Origin of the sequence: Photobacterium iliopiscarium (assembly GCF_003026395.1) — a bacterium.
GTDB classification, from domain to species: domain Bacteria; phylum Pseudomonadota; class Gammaproteobacteria; order Enterobacterales; family Vibrionaceae; genus Photobacterium; species Photobacterium iliopiscarium.
Map to the genome: position 1 here is coordinate 68,677 of NZ_PYOO01000006.1, position 20,723 is coordinate 89,399.

Annotated in this window: 16 protein-coding genes; 3 read left to right on the forward strand and 13 right to left on the reverse strand. The window is 40.8% G+C overall.

Going from position 1 to position 20,723, the window contains the following annotated elements:
• Positions 1-71 precede the first annotated feature (71 nt).
• The 3 genes from folP to rlmE all read right to left on the reverse strand — a co-directional run bounded on the left by folP (position 72) and on the right by rlmE (position 3,597).
• Positions 72-905, reverse strand: coding sequence for a dihydropteroate synthase (gene folP, locus C9J51_RS11215; RefSeq protein ID WP_045036070.1), 834 nt, complete (start codon positions 903-905; stop codon positions 72-74).
• Between the two features lie 69 nt (positions 906-974).
• Positions 975-2,918 carry an ATP-dependent zinc metalloprotease FtsH gene (gene ftsH / locus C9J51_RS11220; protein WP_045039519.1) on the reverse strand — a complete coding sequence of 648 codons (1,944 nt, stop codon included), beginning with the start codon at positions 2,916-2,918 and terminating at the stop codon, positions 975-977.
• Positions 2,919-2,967: 49 nt separating this feature from the next.
• Positions 2,968-3,597: a 23S rRNA (uridine(2552)-2'-O)-methyltransferase RlmE gene (rlmE, locus tag C9J51_RS11225; protein ID WP_045036068.1), complete on the reverse strand. Its 630-nt coding sequence runs from the start codon at positions 3,595-3,597 to the stop codon at positions 2,968-2,970.
• A gap of 212 nt (positions 3,598-3,809) precedes the next feature.
• Between rlmE and yhbY the strand changes: the two genes are divergently transcribed.
• Positions 3,810-4,106: a ribosome assembly RNA-binding protein YhbY gene (gene yhbY, locus C9J51_RS11230; protein WP_045036067.1), complete on the forward strand. Its 297-nt coding sequence runs from the start codon at positions 3,810-3,812 to the stop codon at positions 4,104-4,106.
• A 146-nt stretch (positions 4,107-4,252) separates the two neighbouring features.
• Here the strand turns inward: yhbY and greA are convergent, their stop codons facing one another.
• Positions 4,253-4,726 (reverse strand): transcription elongation factor GreA, encoded by a 474-nt coding sequence (gene greA, locus C9J51_RS11235; RefSeq protein ID WP_045036066.1) that lies wholly within the window; start codon positions 4,724-4,726, stop codon positions 4,253-4,255.
• 606 nt (positions 4,727-5,332) lie between these two features.
• Between greA and C9J51_RS11240 the strand changes: the two genes are divergently transcribed.
• Positions 5,333-6,388, forward strand: coding sequence for a porin (locus C9J51_RS11240; protein ID WP_045036065.1), 1,056 nt, complete (start codon positions 5,333-5,335; stop codon positions 6,386-6,388).
• Between the two features lie 154 nt (positions 6,389-6,542).
• On the forward strand, positions 6,543-7,946 hold the full coding sequence (gene dacB, locus C9J51_RS11245) for a serine-type D-Ala-D-Ala carboxypeptidase (RefSeq protein WP_045039518.1): 1,404 nt from the start codon (positions 6,543-6,545) through the stop codon (positions 7,944-7,946).
• 257 nt (positions 7,947-8,203) lie between these two features.
• Here the strand turns inward: dacB and carB are convergent, their stop codons facing one another.
• The 9 genes from carB to ribF form a co-directional block, all read right to left on the reverse strand.
• The gene (gene carB / locus C9J51_RS11250) at positions 8,204-11,422 is read right to left on the reverse strand and encodes a carbamoyl-phosphate synthase large subunit (protein WP_045039517.1); all 3,219 of its coding nucleotides are present in this window, start codon (positions 11,420-11,422) and stop codon (positions 8,204-8,206) included.
• A gap of 17 nt (positions 11,423-11,439) precedes the next feature.
• Positions 11,440-12,594 carry a glutamine-hydrolyzing carbamoyl-phosphate synthase small subunit gene (gene carA / locus C9J51_RS11255; protein ID WP_045036062.1) on the reverse strand — a complete coding sequence of 385 codons (1,155 nt, stop codon included), beginning with the start codon at positions 12,592-12,594 and terminating at the stop codon, positions 11,440-11,442.
• A 570-nt stretch (positions 12,595-13,164) separates the two neighbouring features.
• Positions 13,165-13,974 carry a 4-hydroxy-tetrahydrodipicolinate reductase gene (dapB, locus tag C9J51_RS11260; protein ID WP_045039516.1) on the reverse strand — a complete coding sequence of 270 codons (810 nt, stop codon included), beginning with the start codon at positions 13,972-13,974 and terminating at the stop codon, positions 13,165-13,167.
• 113 nt (positions 13,975-14,087) lie between these two features.
• Complete coding sequence (ispH, locus tag C9J51_RS11265) at positions 14,088-15,032, reverse strand: 4-hydroxy-3-methylbut-2-enyl diphosphate reductase (protein WP_045036061.1); 945 nt, start codon at positions 15,030-15,032, stop codon at positions 14,088-14,090.
• A 12-nt stretch (positions 15,033-15,044) separates the two neighbouring features.
• On the reverse strand, positions 15,045-15,479 hold the full coding sequence (fkpB, locus tag C9J51_RS11270; protein WP_045036060.1) for an FKBP-type peptidyl-prolyl cis-trans isomerase: 435 nt from the start codon (positions 15,477-15,479) through the stop codon (positions 15,045-15,047).
• 112 nt (positions 15,480-15,591) lie between these two features.
• A complete protein-coding gene (gene lspA / locus C9J51_RS11275; protein WP_244907471.1) occupies positions 15,592-16,077 on the reverse strand; it encodes a signal peptidase II in 486 nt (161 codons plus the stop codon).
• A 162-nt stretch (positions 16,078-16,239) separates the two neighbouring features.
• Positions 16,240-16,764, reverse strand: coding sequence for a signal peptidase II (gene lspA / locus C9J51_RS11280; RefSeq protein ID WP_045039515.1), 525 nt, complete (start codon positions 16,762-16,764; stop codon positions 16,240-16,242).
• Entirely contained in the window at positions 16,764-19,604 is a 2,841-nt protein-coding gene (ileS, locus tag C9J51_RS11285) for an isoleucine--tRNA ligase (RefSeq protein ID WP_045039514.1), read from the reverse strand. Before ileS ends, lspA (C9J51_RS11280) begins: the two co-directional genes overlap by 1 nt.
• Positions 19,605-19,609: 5 nt before the next feature.
• On the reverse strand, positions 19,610-20,572 hold the full coding sequence (ribF, locus tag C9J51_RS11290; protein ID WP_045036108.1) for a bifunctional riboflavin kinase/FAD synthetase: 963 nt from the start codon (positions 20,570-20,572) through the stop codon (positions 19,610-19,612).
• Positions 20,573-20,723: the final 151 nt, after the last annotated feature.

Below are 20,723 nucleotides of genomic sequence, written 5' to 3' on the forward strand. Positions count from 1 at the left end.
TAAGTATATTGATTGTAATTAGCATAGTGCTTTTAGCTACAATCATTCACTGTAATAAAGTTACATTTATATTATTTAGAATAATTCGCCACTATATTACAGATTTTAATAACATCAATTGTCTCTTGTACGTCATGAACTCGAATTATTTGTGCGCCTTTCATTGCAGCAATAGTGGCGCATGCTAAGCTTCCAGCAACACAATCAACAGCAGGTTTATTCAATAATTTCGATATCATTGATTTGCGAGACATTCCTGCCAATAGCGGTAAACCAAATTGATGGAATAGTTCAAGTTGCGCTAATAATTGATAATTATGTGCCATTGTTTTACCAAATCCAAAACCAGGATCTAATATCAATTGATGGCGAGAAATACCATTAGACTCACAAGCTTGAATGCGTTCAATCAGAAATTGATTTACGTCTGCAATCAAATCGACATAACTTGGATCGGACTGCATTGTACGCGGTTGGCCTTTCATATGCATCAAGCAAATAGGAACATTTGCTTGTGCCGCAGCTTCCAATGCACCGATATCTTGTAATGCTCGCACGTCATTAATTAAATCGGCTCCCGCATTAACGGCTTCAGTCATTACTTGCGCTTTGCTGGTATCAATCGAGATCCAACAATCAAACCGTTGTCGAATCGCTTCAATAACGGGAATAACGCGGGCAAGCTCGGTTTCAACATTAACATCAGCGGCACCAGGACGTGTTGACTCACCACCAATATCAATGATTGCGGTACCCGCTTTGATCATTGATTCAACATGCCGCAATGCACGCTCTAATTGATGATATTTACCCCCATCAGAAAATGAGTCCGGGGTAATATTAACAATGCCCATAACCTGAGGCGTTGTAAGATCAAGCGTCTTACTTTTACTGCGTAATATCATGCTATGACTCCGCAAATTTCAACAAAAAAAAACCCCGACCTAAGTCAGGGTTTTCTATTCACTTAGCAATTATGCTTGAGGCTTGCTATCTGTATCGTCTTGCTCAGATAGTGCATCAATACCATCACCGATTGGCTCATCAGGAGCAATTTCAGTTTCTGGTGCATTACGTAACGTATCACCTTCATCACTCCAACCTTTCGGTGGACGGATAACAGCTTTACGTTCCATTAAGTCATCAATCTGACCCGCATCAATGGTTTCATATTTCATCAATGCATCTTTCATAGAATGCATGATATCAATATTATCAGCCAAAATTTGACGTGCGCGTTGATAGTTACGATCAATTAGAATACGAACTTCAGTATCAATCAGCTTCGCAGTGTCATCAGACATATGCTTACTTTGTGTTACTGAACGACCAAGGAATACTTCACCTTCGTCTTCTGCGTACAATAATGGTCCTAATTTGTCAGAGAAGCCCCACTGAGTCACCATCTTACGTGCGATATCAGTTGCACGTTCAATATCGTTCGATGCACCAGTAGATACTTTCTCACGACCATAGATAAGTTCTTCAGCCAGACGACCACCGTAAAGACTTGAAATCATAGATTCTAAGAATTCACGAGAATGACTTACACGATCTTGCTCTGGTAAGTACATTGTCACACCCAGTGCACGACCACGTGGAATAATGGATACTTTGTACACAGGATCATGATCCGGTACTAAGCGACCAATAATTGCGTGACCCGCTTCATGGTATGCCGTTGATGCTTTCTGATCTTCAGACATCACCATAGATTTACGCTCAGCGCCCATCATGATTTTGTCTTTTGCTAGTTCAAATTCAACCATTGAAACAGTGCGTTTATCACCACGAGCTGCAAATAATGCCGCTTCGTTAACAAGGTTTGCAAGATCTGCACCAGAGAAACCAGGTGTACCGCGTGCAATCAATGACGGATTAACATCACCATCTAACGGTACTTTACGCATGTGAACTTTAAGAATCTGCTCACGACCACGTACATCCGGAAGACCAACAACAACTTGGCGGTCGAAACGACCAGGACGAAGTAACGCTGGGTCAAGTACGTCGGGACGGTTAGTTGCGGCAATAACGATAATACCTTCATTACCTTCAAAACCATCCATTTCAACCAACATCTGGTTTAGTGTTTGCTCACGTTCATCATGACCACCACCAACACCAGCACCACGTTGACGACCTACCGCATCGATTTCATCGATAAAGATAATACAAGGCGCTGCTTTCTTCGCTTGTTCAAACATATCACGGACACGGGATGCACCCACACCAACGAACATTTCAACAAAGTCAGAACCAGAGATAGTAAAGAACGGTACTTTAGCCTCACCAGCAATTGCTTTTGCTAATAAAGTTTTACCCGTACCAGGAGGACCAACCATCAACACACCTGTTGGGATTTTACCACCTAGCTTTTGGAAACGGCTTGGATCACGTAAGTAATCAACCAATTCTTTAACGTCTTCTTTGGCTTCATCACAACCTGCTACATCAGCAAAAGTTGTTTTGATTTGGTCTTCACCCATCATACGTGCTTTAGATTTACCGAACGACATGGCACCTTTGCCACCACCGCCCTGCATCTGACGCATAAAGAAAATCCAAACACCAATAAGCAATAACATTGGGAACCACGAAATGAAGATTGAAGCTAGAAGGCTTGGCTCTTCAGGTGGAGTACCCGCAACCGCTACGTTTGCGTTAATAAGATCGTCTAACAGTTTAGGATCATTTGCGACAGGTAAGTATGTTACATAGCTCGCATTATCACGTTTGGTTACTGTGATTTCACGATCATTGAATCGTACTTCCTTTATCTGATCCTGACCGATTTGACGGACAAATGTCGTATAATCGACTTGGCCTTTGGTACTATTACTATTGGTTCCGAAACTCTGGAATACAGACATAAGAACAACAGCAATGACCAGCCATAAAATCAAGTTTTTTGCCATGTCACTCAAGGTGTTAACCTCGCGATAACTAAAAGATGAATGTAGATTACTACAGTTTGTAACCTGTAGCCACAATATAGACTTCACGCGAACGATCTCGCGAGGAATCTGGTTTACGAATTTTGACCACTTTAAACATGCTACGAATATCAGCAAGATATTGGTCGAAGCCTTCGCCTTGGAAAACTTTTACCGTAAAACTGCCATTCGGGGCAAGTACTTGTCGACACATATCTAATGCAAGTTCAACAAGATACATCGCTCGAGGTTGGTCGGATGCAAGGTTACCACTCATATTAGGTGCCATATCAGACATCACCACATCAACCATTTCTGGCCTAATGCGAGTCAATAAAGCCTCTAATACTGCTTCTTCACGGAAATCACCTTGAAGGAAATTAACCCCAGGGAGTGAATCCATTGGTAAAATATCACAAGCGATGACAAGACCACCATCACCTACAATTTCTGCCGCATACTGTGACCAACCACCTGGTGCAGCACCAAGGTCAACCACTGTCATGCCTGGTCTTAATAATTTATCTTTATTTTGAATTTCTTCAATTTTAAAGAAAGCCCGTGAACGGTAACCCCGTTTTTGTGCTTCTTGTACATATTTATCGTCAAAATGTTCTTTTAACCACCGGCCGGAGCTAGCGGATTGTTTTTTTCTACTCATGCTAAACCTAATGCGTTGCCATACTTAGTAAGTATACGTCGGCTAAAGACTTTATCGCACCTAATTCACTAGATTGCGCCCTAAAAATGTGCAGTGCAACATAATCACTGTAAATTTTCCGACTCTCATCTATTAAACAAATTAGTCTTCTAGAGTAGATGGCGGTAGAATGTCGCGTTTTCAACCCTTGTAACTAAAAAAATAGAGTCATAATGAATCTAAGCACAAAACAAAAGCAATTTTTAAAAGGTCTAGCTCACAACCTAAAACCGGTTGTTCTTATGGGTGCGAATGGTCTTACTGAAGCAGTATTAGCCGAAATCGACCTTGCTCTTAACCACCACGAACTGATTAAAGTAAAAGTAGCATCTGAAGATCGTGAAACTAAACTATTAATCGTTGATGCTATTATTCGCGAAACTAAAGCGGAAAAAGTACAAGTGATTGGTAAAACATTAGTACTTTACCGTCCAAGCGAAGCGCGTAAAATCGAACTTCCTCGCAAATAAAAAAGGCCGCCTAGCGGCCTTTTTTATAGCTGTCGTTGGCAATCATTTCTTTTTGCTAACGACAAACTCTACCGTTATTAATAAGTTAACGCTTAATTTATCAAACATAGTCTACATTTCTACGAACGACAAACTGCAATTAATCATTAAACGTATTGTACATCCATGATTTCAAATTCTTTTAAGCCACCAGGCGTCGTAATTTGTACTTCATCACCCGCCAACTTGCCAATTAAACCACGTGCAATCGGTGAATTTACTGAAATTAAGTTTTGCTTAATGTCCGCTTCATCATCACCCACGATACAATAGATCATTTCTTTATCACTATCTAAATCTAATAGTTTGATAGTTGTACCAAAAATAACTTTACCTGTATTCGTTAGGGTTTTTACATCGATCACTTGTGCTACTGATAATTTGTATTCAATATCACGGATTTGTGCTTCACAAATACCTTGCTCTTCACGTGCTGCATGGTATTCGGCGTTTTCTTTTAAGTCACCAAGTTCACGCGCTTCAGCAATTGCTTGAGAAATAAGTGGACGACGCTTCAATAATACCTCAAGTTCCTTGAGCAGCTTTTGTTCGCCGCGAACAGTCATTGGTACTTTTTCCATAAATAAATAGCCTCTGTAACCTGATAGCGCTCGCCAATTTCAGGTAAATAGCGTCAACCTAGCCTATAGCTAGCCTGACAGAATAAAAATGATTTGGTTTATTTTAAACAAAGATGACCCAGAGATCATCATCGATAAATGATAATCCGCATTTAACTGTTATTTTTCTGCTAATTATTTTGTTATACCGCAAAAAATCTCCGTGCGGAATATTGACAGTAACAATAATTAACACAGCTTTATTGTTAGTGCTTACTTACTTTCTTAATTTAACCGCTAAATACATTAAAAAACGTATTGCATAATTAACATTAAAAAGAGCGTCAAATCACACTATTAAAAATAAAAACAATTATTTTAAGTATAAAAAATATATTATTTTCTAAATATAACTAAAATACAAAAAATAAACAGAACTTTTACTTATTACTATAACACACTGATAATATTATCTATAAATACAATAAAAAACATAAACACACTCGATATAAACTATTTTTCAGTTTTTTTTACTAACATATTATCAATGACACAAGTAAAAAGAACGCCATAGCATTTGGCATTGAAATGCAACCTATAAAAAAACTATATATAAAGGATTCGGCAATGAACAAGAACCTAATTGCTCTAGCAGTAGCAGCAGCGACTTTCTCTGGCGCAGCATCAGCGGCAACAGTTTATTCAGACGACACTTCTAGCCTAGCTATCGGCGGCCGTGTAGAAGCTCGCGCTCAAGGCTTAAATGGTAATATTCAAGATACTTCACGTGTTCGTGCAAACATCGATGCAAAAACAAAAATCAACGATGACCTTACTGCACTTGGTTTCTGGGAGCGTGAATACAAAACAGACCAATCAGCAACTGATGGCGAACATAACGACAGCAACTCAGCTGATGGCGAAACTGATTACAACCGTTACCTATATGTAGGTGTTAAGAGCAATACTTACGGCCAAATCGTTTACGGTAAGGCTGACGGCTCTCTAGGTATGCTAACTGACTTTACCGATATCATGGAATACTATGGTAACGAAGCAGGTAATAAAATTGCTGCTGCTGACCGTACATCAAACAACCTAGCTTACACAGGTACTTTCGGTGGTTTAACTGTTAAAGCTAACTACGTTGCTAATGGTAAAACTGACGATAGCCAGAAAAATACTACTGGTTATTCTGTTGCAACTAAATATGATTTCAATAACGGTCTAGCTATGGGTGTTGGTTACGGCCAACAGAAAAACCAAGGCGACAACATTCAAAACAATCTAGATGCAAACCAAACTTTCGCATCAGTATCTTACACTATGGGTGATTTATACGTTGCAGGTCTATACCAATACGCACGTAACGTAGGTTACTTATATTCAGCAGACGATGCTACAAATACTGATTACCAAGGTTTCTCTCTAGCTTCTGCTTACACAATCAATAAAGTTGTTCTACGTTCTACATATAACTTTATGGAAAACACAGATTCAAACAACAAGATGGCAAATGCGCTAGACTTTGATGCTACCTACTTCTTTACTCCTAACTTCCGCGCTTACGCAGGTTACACTATTAACCTACTAAACAAAGCAAATGCAGAGAAGATTACAGCAAATCCTTCAGCATCTCTATATGACGACCAATTCGCTCTAGGTGCTCGTTACGACTTCTAATTTTAATAATTAAAAGTGTACTAAAAAAGCGTCGACTTCGGTCGGCGCTTTTTGTTATTTAATCGCAACTGAACACTTAGACGGTACATTTTTACTAAAGACATTAAAAAAGCTATTATTACGACTACCCCTATTTATACAATTGTATTCTGATATGCTTAAACGACTTATTTGTTCTGCCTTGCTACTAACAAGCATGCCTTCATTTGCTGCATTTGCGCCTCAGCAAGCCCTCAAGCAGTTGCCAACAGGCAGTGACGCCTCACTATTGGTTGTTAACCCTACGACGAATAAGGTTATCTACCAGCATCAGGCAAGCCATCTTCAAGCCCCTGCTAGCACGCAAAAATTATTAACCGCACTTGCGGCTAAATTGTATTTAGGTAATGACTTCCGTTTTAGCACTAACCTTGAAACCCAAGGTAATAATGTTATTTTAGATTTTAATGGTGATCCAACACTAAAAAGTAGTGATATTGCCAATCTGTTACGTCAACTCAAACAACAAGGCGTTAGCACCATTAAAGGTAATCTTTATCTTAATGGCGGCCACTTTACTGGATTTGAACATGCCGTTGGTTCACCGTGGGACATGCTGACACAGTGCTATAGTGCGCCATCAAGTAGTATTACTTTAGAGCACAACTGTTTTGAAGGTGCGTTATATTCAAATATGGCCTTTGGTGCTAAAACACGCTTAAATATTCCTAGCCACCAGCCAGTAACGGCAACAAATGATGCGATTGTAGTAACGAAATCTCAGCAAAAAGAACAATTCTGTGAATTATCATTACAAGCGAATGATAACAATCACTACCATATCACGGGTTGTATTCAACCAAAGAAAGATCCACTACCACTTCGATTTGCGGTTCAAAATACCACCCTATATTCTACAGCAATCATCAAACAACAATTGAAACGTGCTGGTATACGTTTAGATGGCAAAATTTTACGTAATGACACCATTACAGGTAAGATTGTTGCCACCCATCAATCAGCACCGTTAACCACCCTGCTGTATATTATGCTAAAACGCTCAGATAATTTATTTGCCGATAACCTTGCGAAAACCATGGGTGCTAAATACTTTAATCAAGCAGGTAGTTATACCAATGGTGTTGCGGCTATTAAGGCAATTCTAAAACAAAAAGCCAATATTGATTTATCTAACACTATCATGGTTGATGGTTCAGGTTTATCACGCAATAACCGTTTAAATACCCATGATTTAATGGAAGTGCTTACTTACATTTATCATCATCCTAAACTAGGATTAATCACTGATTTACCCGTTGCAGGTAAAAGTGGCACTCTTCAATATCGTAAAAGTGTCCGTAATGCTCCGTTAAAAGATCATATTATTGCTAAAACAGGATCGTTATTTGGTACTTATAACCTTGCCGGTATTATTAAAACCAAATCAGGCCAACCATTATTGTTTGTACAGCTGGTAACTAACTATTACCCAACCGTTGCTGAATTAAAAGCCAGCCCGTTATCGCCAATCAATCAATTTGAAAAACAATACTATACGTCGCTGTATAATAATTACTGATTAAAACGGTTGTTAGTTAATTAATATCAACAACCCAAAAGCCCGCGTTATTGATGAGAACAAAAACAGTACTCATCAATAACACGGGCTTTTTTAACACGCTTAATAACAACATTATTTACATCACAGTCATTTATAACCCGCCCTATAATCACAAATAAGCCGAATAAAATAACGCCATAAAAAACAAAAAAGCCGATCATTTTCATGACCGACTTCTTACTTATGGTGTTACTAATAATCGTCTTAAAGTGCGATTATTTAATCCTTGCATGTAGCTCTTGAATAGAAGTTACCGTATTACGGTCATCCGCTGTGTGTGCCAGACAAGTCGCAAAACCTGCATTCAAGGTCGTGGTGTAATTCACTTTTTCAGCCAATGCACTACGACGAAGAACTTTAGAATCTTCAATTGCTTGGCGACCTTCAGCCGTGTTCACAATATAGGTGTATTCATTATTCTTAATACGGTCAAGAATATGAGGACGACCTTCTTGAACTTTGTTGACCAAGCGAGGGTTAATTCCCGCTTCACCCAACACAACCGCTGTTCCATGAGTCGCATCGAGTTGATAACCTAGTTTAATTAACTTAGACGCTAAATCAACTACGCGTTTCTTATCCCCTTCACGTACAGAAAGCAATGCACGGCCTGATGATGGATACTCTTTACCACAACCTAACTCAGCTTTAGCAAACGCTTCTGCAAACGTATTACCAATCCCCATAACTTCACCCGTTGAGCGCATTTCAGGGCCTAACAATGGGTCAACACCAGGGAATTTATTAAACGGTAATACCACTTCTTTCACTGAGTAATAAAGTGGAATAACTTCTTTAGTAAAACCTTGTGAATCAAGAGATTGACCAGCCATCACACGCGCAGCTATTTTTGCAACCGGTACGCCTGTCGCTTTTGAAACAAACGGTACTGTACGCGCAGCACGAGGGTTAACTTCAATTAAATAAACTTCGTTATCTTTAACGGCAAACTGGGTATTCATCAAACCGCGAACCCCAAGTTCAAATGCCAAGTTCTTCACTTGCTCACGCATTACGTCTTGAATTTCTTTGCTTAGCGTATAAGCAGGTAATGAACATGCAGAGTCACCAGAGTGAACACCCGCTTGTTCAATGTGCTCCATGATGCCACAAATCACCACTTGCTCACCGTCACAAATCGCATCAACGTCAACTTCAATTGCATCATCAAGGAAACGGTCAAGCAATACTGGTGATTCGTTTGAAACACTCACCGCTTCATTAAAGTAACGGCGTAAATCTTGCTCATCGTACACAATTTCCATCGCGCGACCGCCAAGTACATATGATGGACGCACAACTAATGGGAAACCGATGATTTTTGACTTCTCAATCGCTTGCTCCATCGCTGTAACGGTTGCGTTTTCTGGCTGTAATAAACCTAAACGGTCAACAGCTTGCTGGAAGCGTTCACGATCTTCAGCGCGGTCAATAGCATCAGGGCTAGTACCTATAATCGGTACGCCAGCCGCTTCTAATGCGCGCGCTAATTTAAGGGGTGTTTGACCACCGTATTGAACAATCACACCTTTTGGTTTTTCAACACGTACAATCGCTAATACATCTTCCAGTGTGACGGGTTCAAAATATAAACGGTCAGAAGTATCGTAGTCAGTTGATACCGTTTCAGGGTTACAGTTAACCATGATAGTTTCATAACCATCTTCACGTAATGCTAGTGATGCATGTACACAACAGTAGTCAAATTCAATACCTTGACCGATACGGTTAGGGCCACCACCAAGAATCATAATTTTCTCTTTGGTGGTTGGATTTGCTTCACATTCGTCATCGTATGATGAGTACATGTAAGCGGTATCTGATGAAAATTCAGCGGCACAAGTATCAACACGCTTGTACACGGGATGAATATTAAATTGGTCACGCAGCTTACGAATTTCAGCTTCAGCAACGCCTAATATTTTCGCTAAACGCGCATCTGCAAAACCTTTCCGTTTTAGACTGCGCAGTGCTTGTTCATTTAAACCAGCAAAACCCGCCGCTTTAACACGCGCTTCGTCTTTTACGATATCTTCAATTTGAACCAAGAACCAACGGTCGATATTGGTTAGATTAAAGATACCATCAACAGACATCCCCGCACGGAAAGCATCCGCGATATACCAAATACGCTCAGCACCCGCGGCTTTTAATTCATAACGAATTTTACTCATTGCATTCGGTTCATCAAGATCAACCATCTCGTCAAAACCTGTTGCACCAACCTCTAGACCGCGTAATGCTTTATGCAATGACTCTTGTTGATTACGACCAATCGCCATTACTTCACCGACAGACTTCATCTGGGTGGTAAGACGGTCATTAGCACCCACAAACTTTTCAAAGTTAAAACGCGGGATCTTAGTTACAACATAATCAATGGTCGGTTCAAATGACGCAGGCGTTGCACCACCTGTAATATCATTCATCAGTTCATCAAGGGTAAAACCAATCGCCAGTTTTGCCGCAATTTTAGCAATCGGGAAACCCGTCGCTTTAGAGGCTAATGCTGATGAACGTGATACACGAGGATTCATCTCAATGATAACCATACGGCCATCTTGAGGATTAATACCAAACTGAACGTTTGAACCGCCCGTTTCAACACCAATTTCACGTAACACCGCTAGCGATGCATTACGCATTAATTGGTATTCTTTATCCGTTAGTGTTTGAGCCGGAGCAACGGTGATTGAGTCACCCGTATGAATACCCATCGGGTCAAAGTTTTCAATCGCACACACGATGATGCAGTTATCGTTTTTATCACGAACCACTTCCATCTCGTATTCTTTCCAGCCAATCAGTGATTCATCAATCAACAACTCACTTGTTGGTGATAAATCTAAGCCGCGTGAACAGATGTCTTCAAATTCTTCTTTATTGTATGCAATGCCGCCACCAGTACCGCCCATCGTAAATGACGGACGAATAATACAAGGGAAGCCCACCATATCGAGCACTTTATAGGCTTCTTCCATGGTAGTTGCAGTATCAGCACGAGGACACTCAAGACCGATAGACTTCATTGCTTTATCAAAACGTGAACGATTTTCAGCTTTATCAATTGCATCAGCTGTCGCACCAATCATTTCGACATTAAATTCTTTTAATACGCCATACTTTTCAAGATCTAAGGCACAGTTAAGTGCAGTTTGGCCACCCATCGTTGGCAACACTGCATCTGGACGTTCTTTTTCGATGATCTTGCGTACTACTTCCCAGTGAATAGGCTCTATATATGTAGCATCCGCCATATCAGGGTCGGTCATGATCGTTGCAGGATTTGAGTTAACCAGAATAACGCGGTAACCCTCTTCACGCAGCGCTTTACATGCTTGTGCACCAGAGTAGTCGAATTCACACGCTTGACCGATAACAATCGGACCAGCACCTAAGATTAATACACTTTTAATGTCAGTACGTTTTGGCATTTTTTACTACTCCCGGCTTAGGCGTTGCATGTTTCATTAATAGAAAGCTTTATTAATTCGATAAAATGATCAAACAGTGGTGCTGCATCATGGGGACCAGGGCTAGCTTCTGGGTGGCCTTGGAAACTAAATGCAGGCTTGTCGGTACGATGGATACCTTGTAGAGAGCCATCAAACAGGGATTTATGTGTTGCACGTAGATTTTCAGGTAATGTTGCTTCATCAGCGGCAAAACCATGGTTCTGGCTAGTGATCATCACCACATCACGTTCAAGATCTTTTACTGGATGGTTAGCACCATGATGACCAAATTTCATCTTCACTGTTTTAGCACCACTCGCCAAGGCTAAAATCTGGTGTCCAAGACAGATACCAAAAATCGGTATATTTTTATCTAGGAAAACTTTGGTTGCTTCAATCGCATAAGTACATGGCGCTGGGTCACCGGGGCCATTTGATAAGAAAATACCATCTGGATTTAATGCCAACACTTCTTCTGCTGTTGTTTGCGCAGGAACAACCGTTAGACGGCAGCCACGATCAACCAACATCCGTAGAATATTTCTTTTCGCACCAAAGTCATAAGCGACAACATGGTACGGTAGTTCACTGTCATCTTTCGCCGCAGGCAAGCCACCGGTTAATGTCCATGAACCTTGTTTCCAACGGTAAGTTTCGTTTGTGGTCACTTCTTTCGCTAAATCCATTCCTTTAAGACCAGGAAATGCTTGAGCTTGAGTAAGTGCCGCAGCTTCATCTAAATGATTACCCGCAACGATACATCCGTTTTGAGCACCTTTTTCACGTAAAATTCGCGTTAGTTTACGCGTATCAATATCAGCGATACCGACAATATTTTGCGATTTAAGATAATCAGAAAGGGATTGTTCATTGCGGAAATTAGAAGCGATAAGAGGAAGATCACGAATTACCAAACCTTGAGCATGAATTGCCGTTGATTCTTCGTCTTCAGTATTAGTGCCAGTGTTGCCAATATGGGGATAGGTAAGAGTTACGATCTGTTGTGAGTAAGAGGGGTCAGTGATAATTTCCTGATACCCCGTCATCGAGGTATTAAAAACAACTTCACCAACAGCCGAACCATCTGCCCCAATGGACACGCCGCGGAACACTGTCCCATCTTCAAGGACTAACAGCGCAGATTTGCTCAAGACAACCTCCAAAAAATAAAAATGCAATTAAAACAGATAAACTTGCAACTACCCATTCCATTTAATATCAAAAAACCTCAACTACTGATTTTTGACAAATTGCGCAAATTCTATGGATCAGTTAGCAATCTGTCAACATTTAACCGTAATTAAATTTAAAAAATCACATCAAAACACCATATTTCAATTCAAACGCTGTAAATGATAACTTTAATTACATATTTAAGACTATTTGATAGCGCTAGTAAAAATGTAATCGATTGCCAAGGTTGCAATATCGTTAACTGAAATTAAAATCGAACGCAAACGATAAAATAGACAGAGTTATGGCAAACAAATGGCAATCTAACAACAAAAACCACACGTAAGACAAATAAAAACAATAAAACTTTGTCTTTTTTACCGCTTTCATTATGGTTAACATTACAGGCGATAATCTTACCGATCGCTCACTCATTTATGCATAAAAAACCACTAATGGCGCATAAAAATAATCACTTTATTATTTATTCAGGCATAAAAAAACCTGCCATTAGGCAGGTTATCGACAGTTATAATAGCATTTGATTTTTATAATCGATCCAGATCTAGTACATCTGTCATAGTATAAAAACCCGCTGATTTTTGGTTTAACCATGCTGCTGCACGTACTGCACCATTGGCAAATGTCATTCTGTCAGTCGCTTTATGGGTGATTTCAACTCGCTCACCAATATCAGCAAACATTGCCGTATGTTCGCCCACAATATCACCCGCTCGAATAGTTGCAAAACCAATCTCATCACGACTGCGTTCACCTGTAATGCCTTCACGTGAATACACGGCAACATCACTGAGCTTATTCCCCATCGCTCCTGCAATCGCTTCACCCATACCAATTGCCGTACCAGATGGCGCATCAACTTTGTGACGGTGATGTGCTTCGATGATCTCTACATCACAGTAGTCACCCATCACTTTGGCGGCTTTCTCAAGTAATTTAAACACCAGATTAACACCAACACTGTAATTAGGTGCCATAACGACAGCAATCTGCTCCGCGGCAACATCAATCACTTGACGTTGCTGTTCATTAAAACCAGTCGTTCCAATAACCATTTTTTTATGATGTAGCAGGCATAATTCAAGATTCGCTAGCGTTACTATAGGCGCAGTAAAATCAATTAATACATCAAAGTCATCAATTGCTTGGCTAAGATCATCAATAATCACCACATTCGCTAAACCGATACCAGCTAACTCGCCCGCATCAGCACCGACTAAACTTGAACCTACACGTTCAGTCGCAACGGTTAATGTCGTCGCATTTGATAATACTGTCGCTTTAATTAACTGACGCCCCATTCGTCCGGCTGCACCGGCTATCGCAATTCTGACCATTAGTGTGTATCTCCTACACTATTCATAATAATATGTTCCACTGTAGCTTGTTGACTATCATAAAAAAAGCCCCAGTCTTCACTGAGGCTCATTGATCATGAACAAACACCGTATTAGATATTTCTCACTTGTAATTCTCGTGGCACTTCAAAAAACATATTTTCTTCACGACCGGATAATTCTTCAACATCAGTGGCATTTGTGAGCTGCTTAATTCGCGTAATAATTTGATTCACTAGCTCTTCTGGCGCTGATGCCCCCGCAGTAATACCCACAGTTGCTTTATCTTCAAACCATAACGGATCAATATCTTCTGCACTATCGGTTAAATAACTAGATGTCCCTAATTTAACCGCAAGCTCACTCAATCGATTTGAATTTGATGAATTTTTAGAACCAACAACAATCATTACATCAACCATTGCGGCCATTTCACGTACCGCATCTTGACGATTTTGCGTTGCATAACAAATATCATCTTTACGTGGTCCTTGAATATCAGGAAACACATGGCGTAAACGATCAATAACATCTGCGGTTTCATCAACCGATAACGTGGTTTGACTAACAAAATGTAAGTTTGACGGATCTTTTACGACGAGCATATCGACATCTTCTGGTTTTTCAACCAAATACATACCGCCATCATGGTTAGCATATTGTCCCATCGTGCCTTCCACTTCAGGATGACCCGCATGACCAATTAATACCACTTCCATTGCTTTGCGACTTGCACGTGCCACTTCCATATGAACTTTAGTCACTAATGGGCAGGTGGCATCAAATACCGTTAATTGACGCGCTTTGGCTTCATTTCTAACCGCTTGTGATACTCCATGAGCTGAAAATATAACAATATTATCGTCAGGGACTTCACTTAAGTGCTCAACAAAAACAGCACCGCGCTGCTTAAGCCCTTCAACCACAAAACGGTTATGAACCACTTCATGACGTACATAAATAGGTGGCTGATACATTTCTAATGCACGCTCAACAATGCTAATTGCACGATCAACACCAGCACAAAAACCACGAGGGTTTGCGAGTAAGATTTTCATCAATAATGGCTCTTAACGTTCAATGGAGACAACTTCGACCTCAAAGGTGACAGTCTTGCCTGCTAATGGATGATTAAAATCAACAGTGACAGAATCACCCATTACTTGTGTGATTATTCCAGGAATATCATGTCCATCAGGGCCAGTAAACGCGATAATACGCCCCACTTCTGCGGGCGTATCGGCACTAAACTTACTCAGTTCGACATAATGAATATTATTCGGGTTTGAAGGACCAAAGGCATCTTCAGGCGCTAAATCAAATTGTTTCTTTTGTCCCGCCGCTAACCCTAATAAACATTTTTCAAAGTTCTCAGTTAGACTACCATCACCGATACGAAAAATAACGGGTTTAGCATTAGCGAACGTCGATTCAGCCACCGTCCCATCAGCTAATTTGATTGAGAAGTGCATCAACACTTCACTATTATCCTTGATCACTGACATATATTATTCCCTACTCTTAGTTACGACTATTTAACAACAAAGTGTCGCGGGTATCAACGTATGGACACTAGGGTTTTATAGACACCAACGAATTATAATCCACCCTCAAACATCAACTTACCTTTTTTCGGCTACTAAATAGATATAATAATACGCCACAAAAAATAGCGACATCGGCTAAATTAAAAATAGCAAAATGATGATTTTCATAATGAAAATCTAAAAAATCAACGACAAACCCATACTGGACTCGATCAAAAAGATTGCCTAGCGCACCACCAATAATAAACGCACAACCAATATTATGTGCGGTTTGGATGATTGAAGCCTGTCGCATTTTATAACTTAAAAAACCACAAGCAATGACTGCAATCAGGGCGAACAACCCTTGTTGCCATCCGCCTTCAGTACTCAGAAAACTAAAAGCCGCACCGGTATTATGAACATAATAAAAGTTCATAAATGGCAACACCCTAATTGGGGCTGATCCATTGGCTATCATTGTTCCCATAATGAGGATTTTACTGAGATAATCGATCATAAAAATAATCATCGCTAGCCACAACCAGCGTAGACCTGACCGTTGTTCAAATTTCACTTTAAGCCTTCCTTTAGCAGCTATAAATAACGACTCAGTATAACTTACATCGTTATAATGTTAGTTCTGTCGTCATCAAACATAACGTGCACCCAATAATAATCAAAAAAAAACGCCACCTGTAAATACAAGCAGCGTTTCATTCTAATAACGAATTAAAACTTAGTGATCTTTAACGGTTTGATCCGCTTTAAAGCCATCAAGAATTAACAATACAGCACCTAAACAAATGGCTGAATCGGCAATGTTGAATGCAGGCCAATGATAACTACCGTAATAGAAATCAAGAAAATCGACCACAAAACCATGGTAAAGACGATCAAATAAATTACCTAATGCGCCACCAATAATCAGTGCATACGCTATATTGGCCATTTTATTGGTCACAGGTGTACGACGCATCCACATTGTCAATAAGCCACAAACACCAAACGCAATCGCAGCAAACAACCATCGTTGCCAGCCACCCGCACTACTTAAAAAACTAAATGCAGCACCCGTATTGTGCACATACAGTAAATTAAAGAAGGGCGTGATCTCAATCCGGTTTGGCCAACCATAGCCCATCGAGTCCATCACCAATAGCTTAGTGCCATTGTCGATAATAAATACCACAATCGCTAACCATAACCAACGAATGCCTGATTGCTTAAGCGTCAACGCTTGTTGAGGTGCTGAATTAGTCATTAGGCAAATTTACGCTCTTCACCAGCGCCATCGATATTAGTTACACAACGGCCACACACTTCTTCGTGTCCAGCAATAGTGCCTACATCAGCAACATGGTGCCAACAACGCTCACATTTCACCGCTTCAGAAGCTTTCACTGTCACAAATAATCCTTCGATATCTGTGTCTTGTGCGCCTTCAGGCTTGCTATCAGCAACCACAACCTGTGCTTTTGATGTTAGCAATACAAAACGTAATTCGTCTTCTAGCTTATTCAATTTAGCCGCAAGTTCTGCATTCGCAGCGAGTGTGATCTCAGCTTGTAATGAACCACCAATCACTTTTTCGCTACGTGCTGTTTCAAGTAACTTGTTCACAGCACCACGAACTTGTTGGATTTCAGTCCAGAAGTCGTTGTTTAGTTCTTCATCTTCAGCAAGACCAAATAAACCTTCGAACCACTCACCCGTAAACACGAATTGATCACGTTTACCTGGCATTTCATTCCAGATTTCATCTGCTGTGAATGACATGATAGGTGCCATCCAACGAACAAGTGCTTCTACAATGTAGAAAAGCGCCGTTTGACAGCTACGTTGTGCATGACCACCACGTTTTGCTGTGTACTGACGGTCTTTAATAACGTCTAAGTAGAAAGAACCCATTTCAACTGAACAGAACTGCATTAAACGCTGAGTTACTGTGTGTAGGTTGTAGTCTTCGTATGCTTGAACGATCTCTTCTTGAGCCGCCATTGCACGACCAACAGCCCAACGATCTAACGCCACCATTTCTTCAACAGGCACACAATCCGTTTCAGGATTAAAGCCATTTAAGTTCGCTAAGAAGAAACGTGCAGTGTTACGAATACGACGGTAAGCATCAGCTGAACGCTTAAGAATTTCGTCAGAAACCGCAACTTCACCCGTGTAATCAGTTGATGCAACCCATAGACGAAGAATATCAGCACCAAGCTTGTTAGTGACATCTTTCGGTGCAACAACGTTACCCACTGATTTCGACATTTTACGGCCTTGACCGTCAACCACGAAGCCGTGTGTTAACACTTGCTTATACGGGGCTTTGTCTTTCATCGCTACCGATGTAATCAATGATGACTGGAACCAACCACGGTGTTGATCTGAACCTTCTAAGTAAAGATCAGCTGAGTGACCATTAAACTCAGGGCGACTATCAACCACAGAGAAATGTGTAACACCTGAATCAAACCATACATCAAGGGTATCTAATACTTTTTCGTAAATAACGGCATCTTCTGCGCTCATTACGTCAGTCAGTTCTAGATCCCACCAAGCTTGAATACCCTTTTGCTCAACAAGCTGAGCTACTTTTTCAATTAGCTCAGAGGTTTGCGGGTGAAGCTCTTGAGTTTCTTTATGGATAAATAAGGCAATTGGCACACCCCAAGTACGCTGACGAGAGATACACCATTCAGGGCGACCTTCGATCATACCTTCAATGCGGCTTTGGCCCCATTCTGGCATCCATTGTACGTTCTTGATTTCTGCTAGTGCTTTTGCGCGCAGGCCAGCTTTATCCATTGAGATAAACCATTGTGGCGTTGCACGGAAGATGATTGGTGTCTTATGACGCCAGCAGTGTGGGTAGCTGTGGGTAATTTTAGAGAAATGTAATAATGCACCGTGTTCACGTAATACATCCACAACCACTTCGTTCGCTTTAAATACATGTTGACCCGCAAAGATCTCAGTATCAGGTAAGTAAACACCATTGCTACCTACTGGGTTAGCAATTTCAAGGTTGTATTTTTGACCAACCACAAAGTCTTCTTGACCGTGGCCAGGTGCAGTATGCACACAACCCGTACCTGATTCAGTGGTAACGTGATCAGCAAGTACTACTGGTACATCAAAGCTGTAGAATGGGTGATTAAAGCGCATTAGCTCTAATTCTTCACCTTTACAGAAACCAAGAATTTCTGACTCTTCAAAGCCAACACGCGCCATTACTTCTTTTACAAGCTCTGCGGCAACGATTAAACGTTGTGGTTGAGTATGTACGTCAGTAACAGGTGTTTGTACCAATGCGTATTCAAGATCAGCACTAACAGCTACACCGCGGTTAGCAGGCATTGTCCATGGTGTCGTTGTCCAAATAACAATCGACACATCGCCTTCACCTTGGTCAGCAACACAACCAAACTTCGCTAATACTGCGGCTTCGTCTACTGCTTTAAATTTAACATCGATAGATAACGATACTTTATCTTGATATTCAACTTCAGCTTCAGCCAATGCAGAACCACAATCAGTACACCAGTGAACAGGTTTAAAACCTTTAAGTAGGTGATCTTTATCTGCGATTTTACCTAGTGCACGAATGATATTCGCTTCAGTACCAAAATCCATTGTACGGTATGGCTTGTTCCACTCACCTAGTACACCTAGACGCATGAAACTTTCTTTTTGACCTTCAACTTGGCCAGCAGCGTAAGCACGACATTTTTCGCGGAATTCAGCCGCCGTTAATTTTTGACCCGGCTTACCAAATTTCTTTTCTACCATTAATTCAATCGGTAGACCGTGACAATCCCAACCTGGGATATACGGTGAATCAAAGCCAGAAAGCGTCTTTGATTTAATAATAATATCTTTAAGAATCTTGTTTAACGCGTGACCGATGTGAATATCACCGTTAGCGTAAGGAGGGCCATCGTGTAATACGAAAGATTTTTTACCTTTCTTAGCTTTACGAATTTCACCGTAAAGATCTTCATCATACCAATGCTTAAGCATTGCAGGCTCGCGTTGAGCTAGATTGCCTCGCATCGGAAACCCTGTTTCCGGTAGGTTCAGGGTATCTTTATAGTCACTCATGGATTCTAGATTCCGTTACTTGGGCGAAGTTGGACATTATTACGCTCAGACAGCCACACCCGTGCTGCTTGAGCATCTCGTTCGATTTGTAATTTCAGCGCATCGAATGATTCAAATTTTTTTTCGTCGCGCAACTTATGACGCAGCACGACTTCAAGCTGGCGACCATAAAGATCCGCTTGATAATCAAATAGGTGTACTTCAAGTTGTTGTCGTACACCTTGTACCGTTGGTCGGTGGCCAACATTTGCCACACCAGCAATAGGCGCAGCGGTAATACCCAATACTTCGACGGCATAGACGCCTGCGACAGGTGCTATACGACGCTTTAGCGGAATATTAGCTGTTGGAAAGCCGATGGTACGGCCTAATTTTCTTCCGTGTGAGACTCGGCCACGAATACTGTATGGTCGACCAAGCATTTGTTCTACTTGATCTAATTCATTATTCGCTAAAGCATGACGAATTGCTGTACTGCTTACTCGCTGCTCAGAAACACAGAAACTTGTCGTACTGATTACTTCAAATCCATATTTCTTACCAGCGGCCACCAGCATTGCAAAATCACCACGTCGTTCTTGACCAAAACGAAAGTCATCACCAATAACCAGAAATTTAACACCCAATTGCTTTACCAACAAGCATTCGACGAAATATTCAGCAGTCATGGCAGCAAAATGATGATTAAAATTAACACACAATAATCGATCAATGCCGACTTTTTTCAATTCTACATATTTCTCGCGAAAACGGGTCAATCTTGCGGGCGCTTTATTACCCGCAAAAAGCTCTTGTGGCTGCGGTTCAAACGTCATTACCGTTGCTGCTAATCCCATTGAATGCGCTTTAGCAATCACTTGTTTAAGCAACGTTTGATGACCAAGATGCACACCGTCAAAATTGCCAATTGTCAGCACGCAACCATGATGGCGAGACTGGATATTGGGTATACCTCGAATTAATTCCATAGGTAATTTAACTATGTCAGTACTCATAAGGCTATGCGCTCATCCTACAATCAGGTTACTTGTTCATATGATGACCAATAACAGCCAAAAAATTAATAACTGCGGTAACTCATCCACCACCATTACGGTTAAAAATATCTTTTTAGCGTAA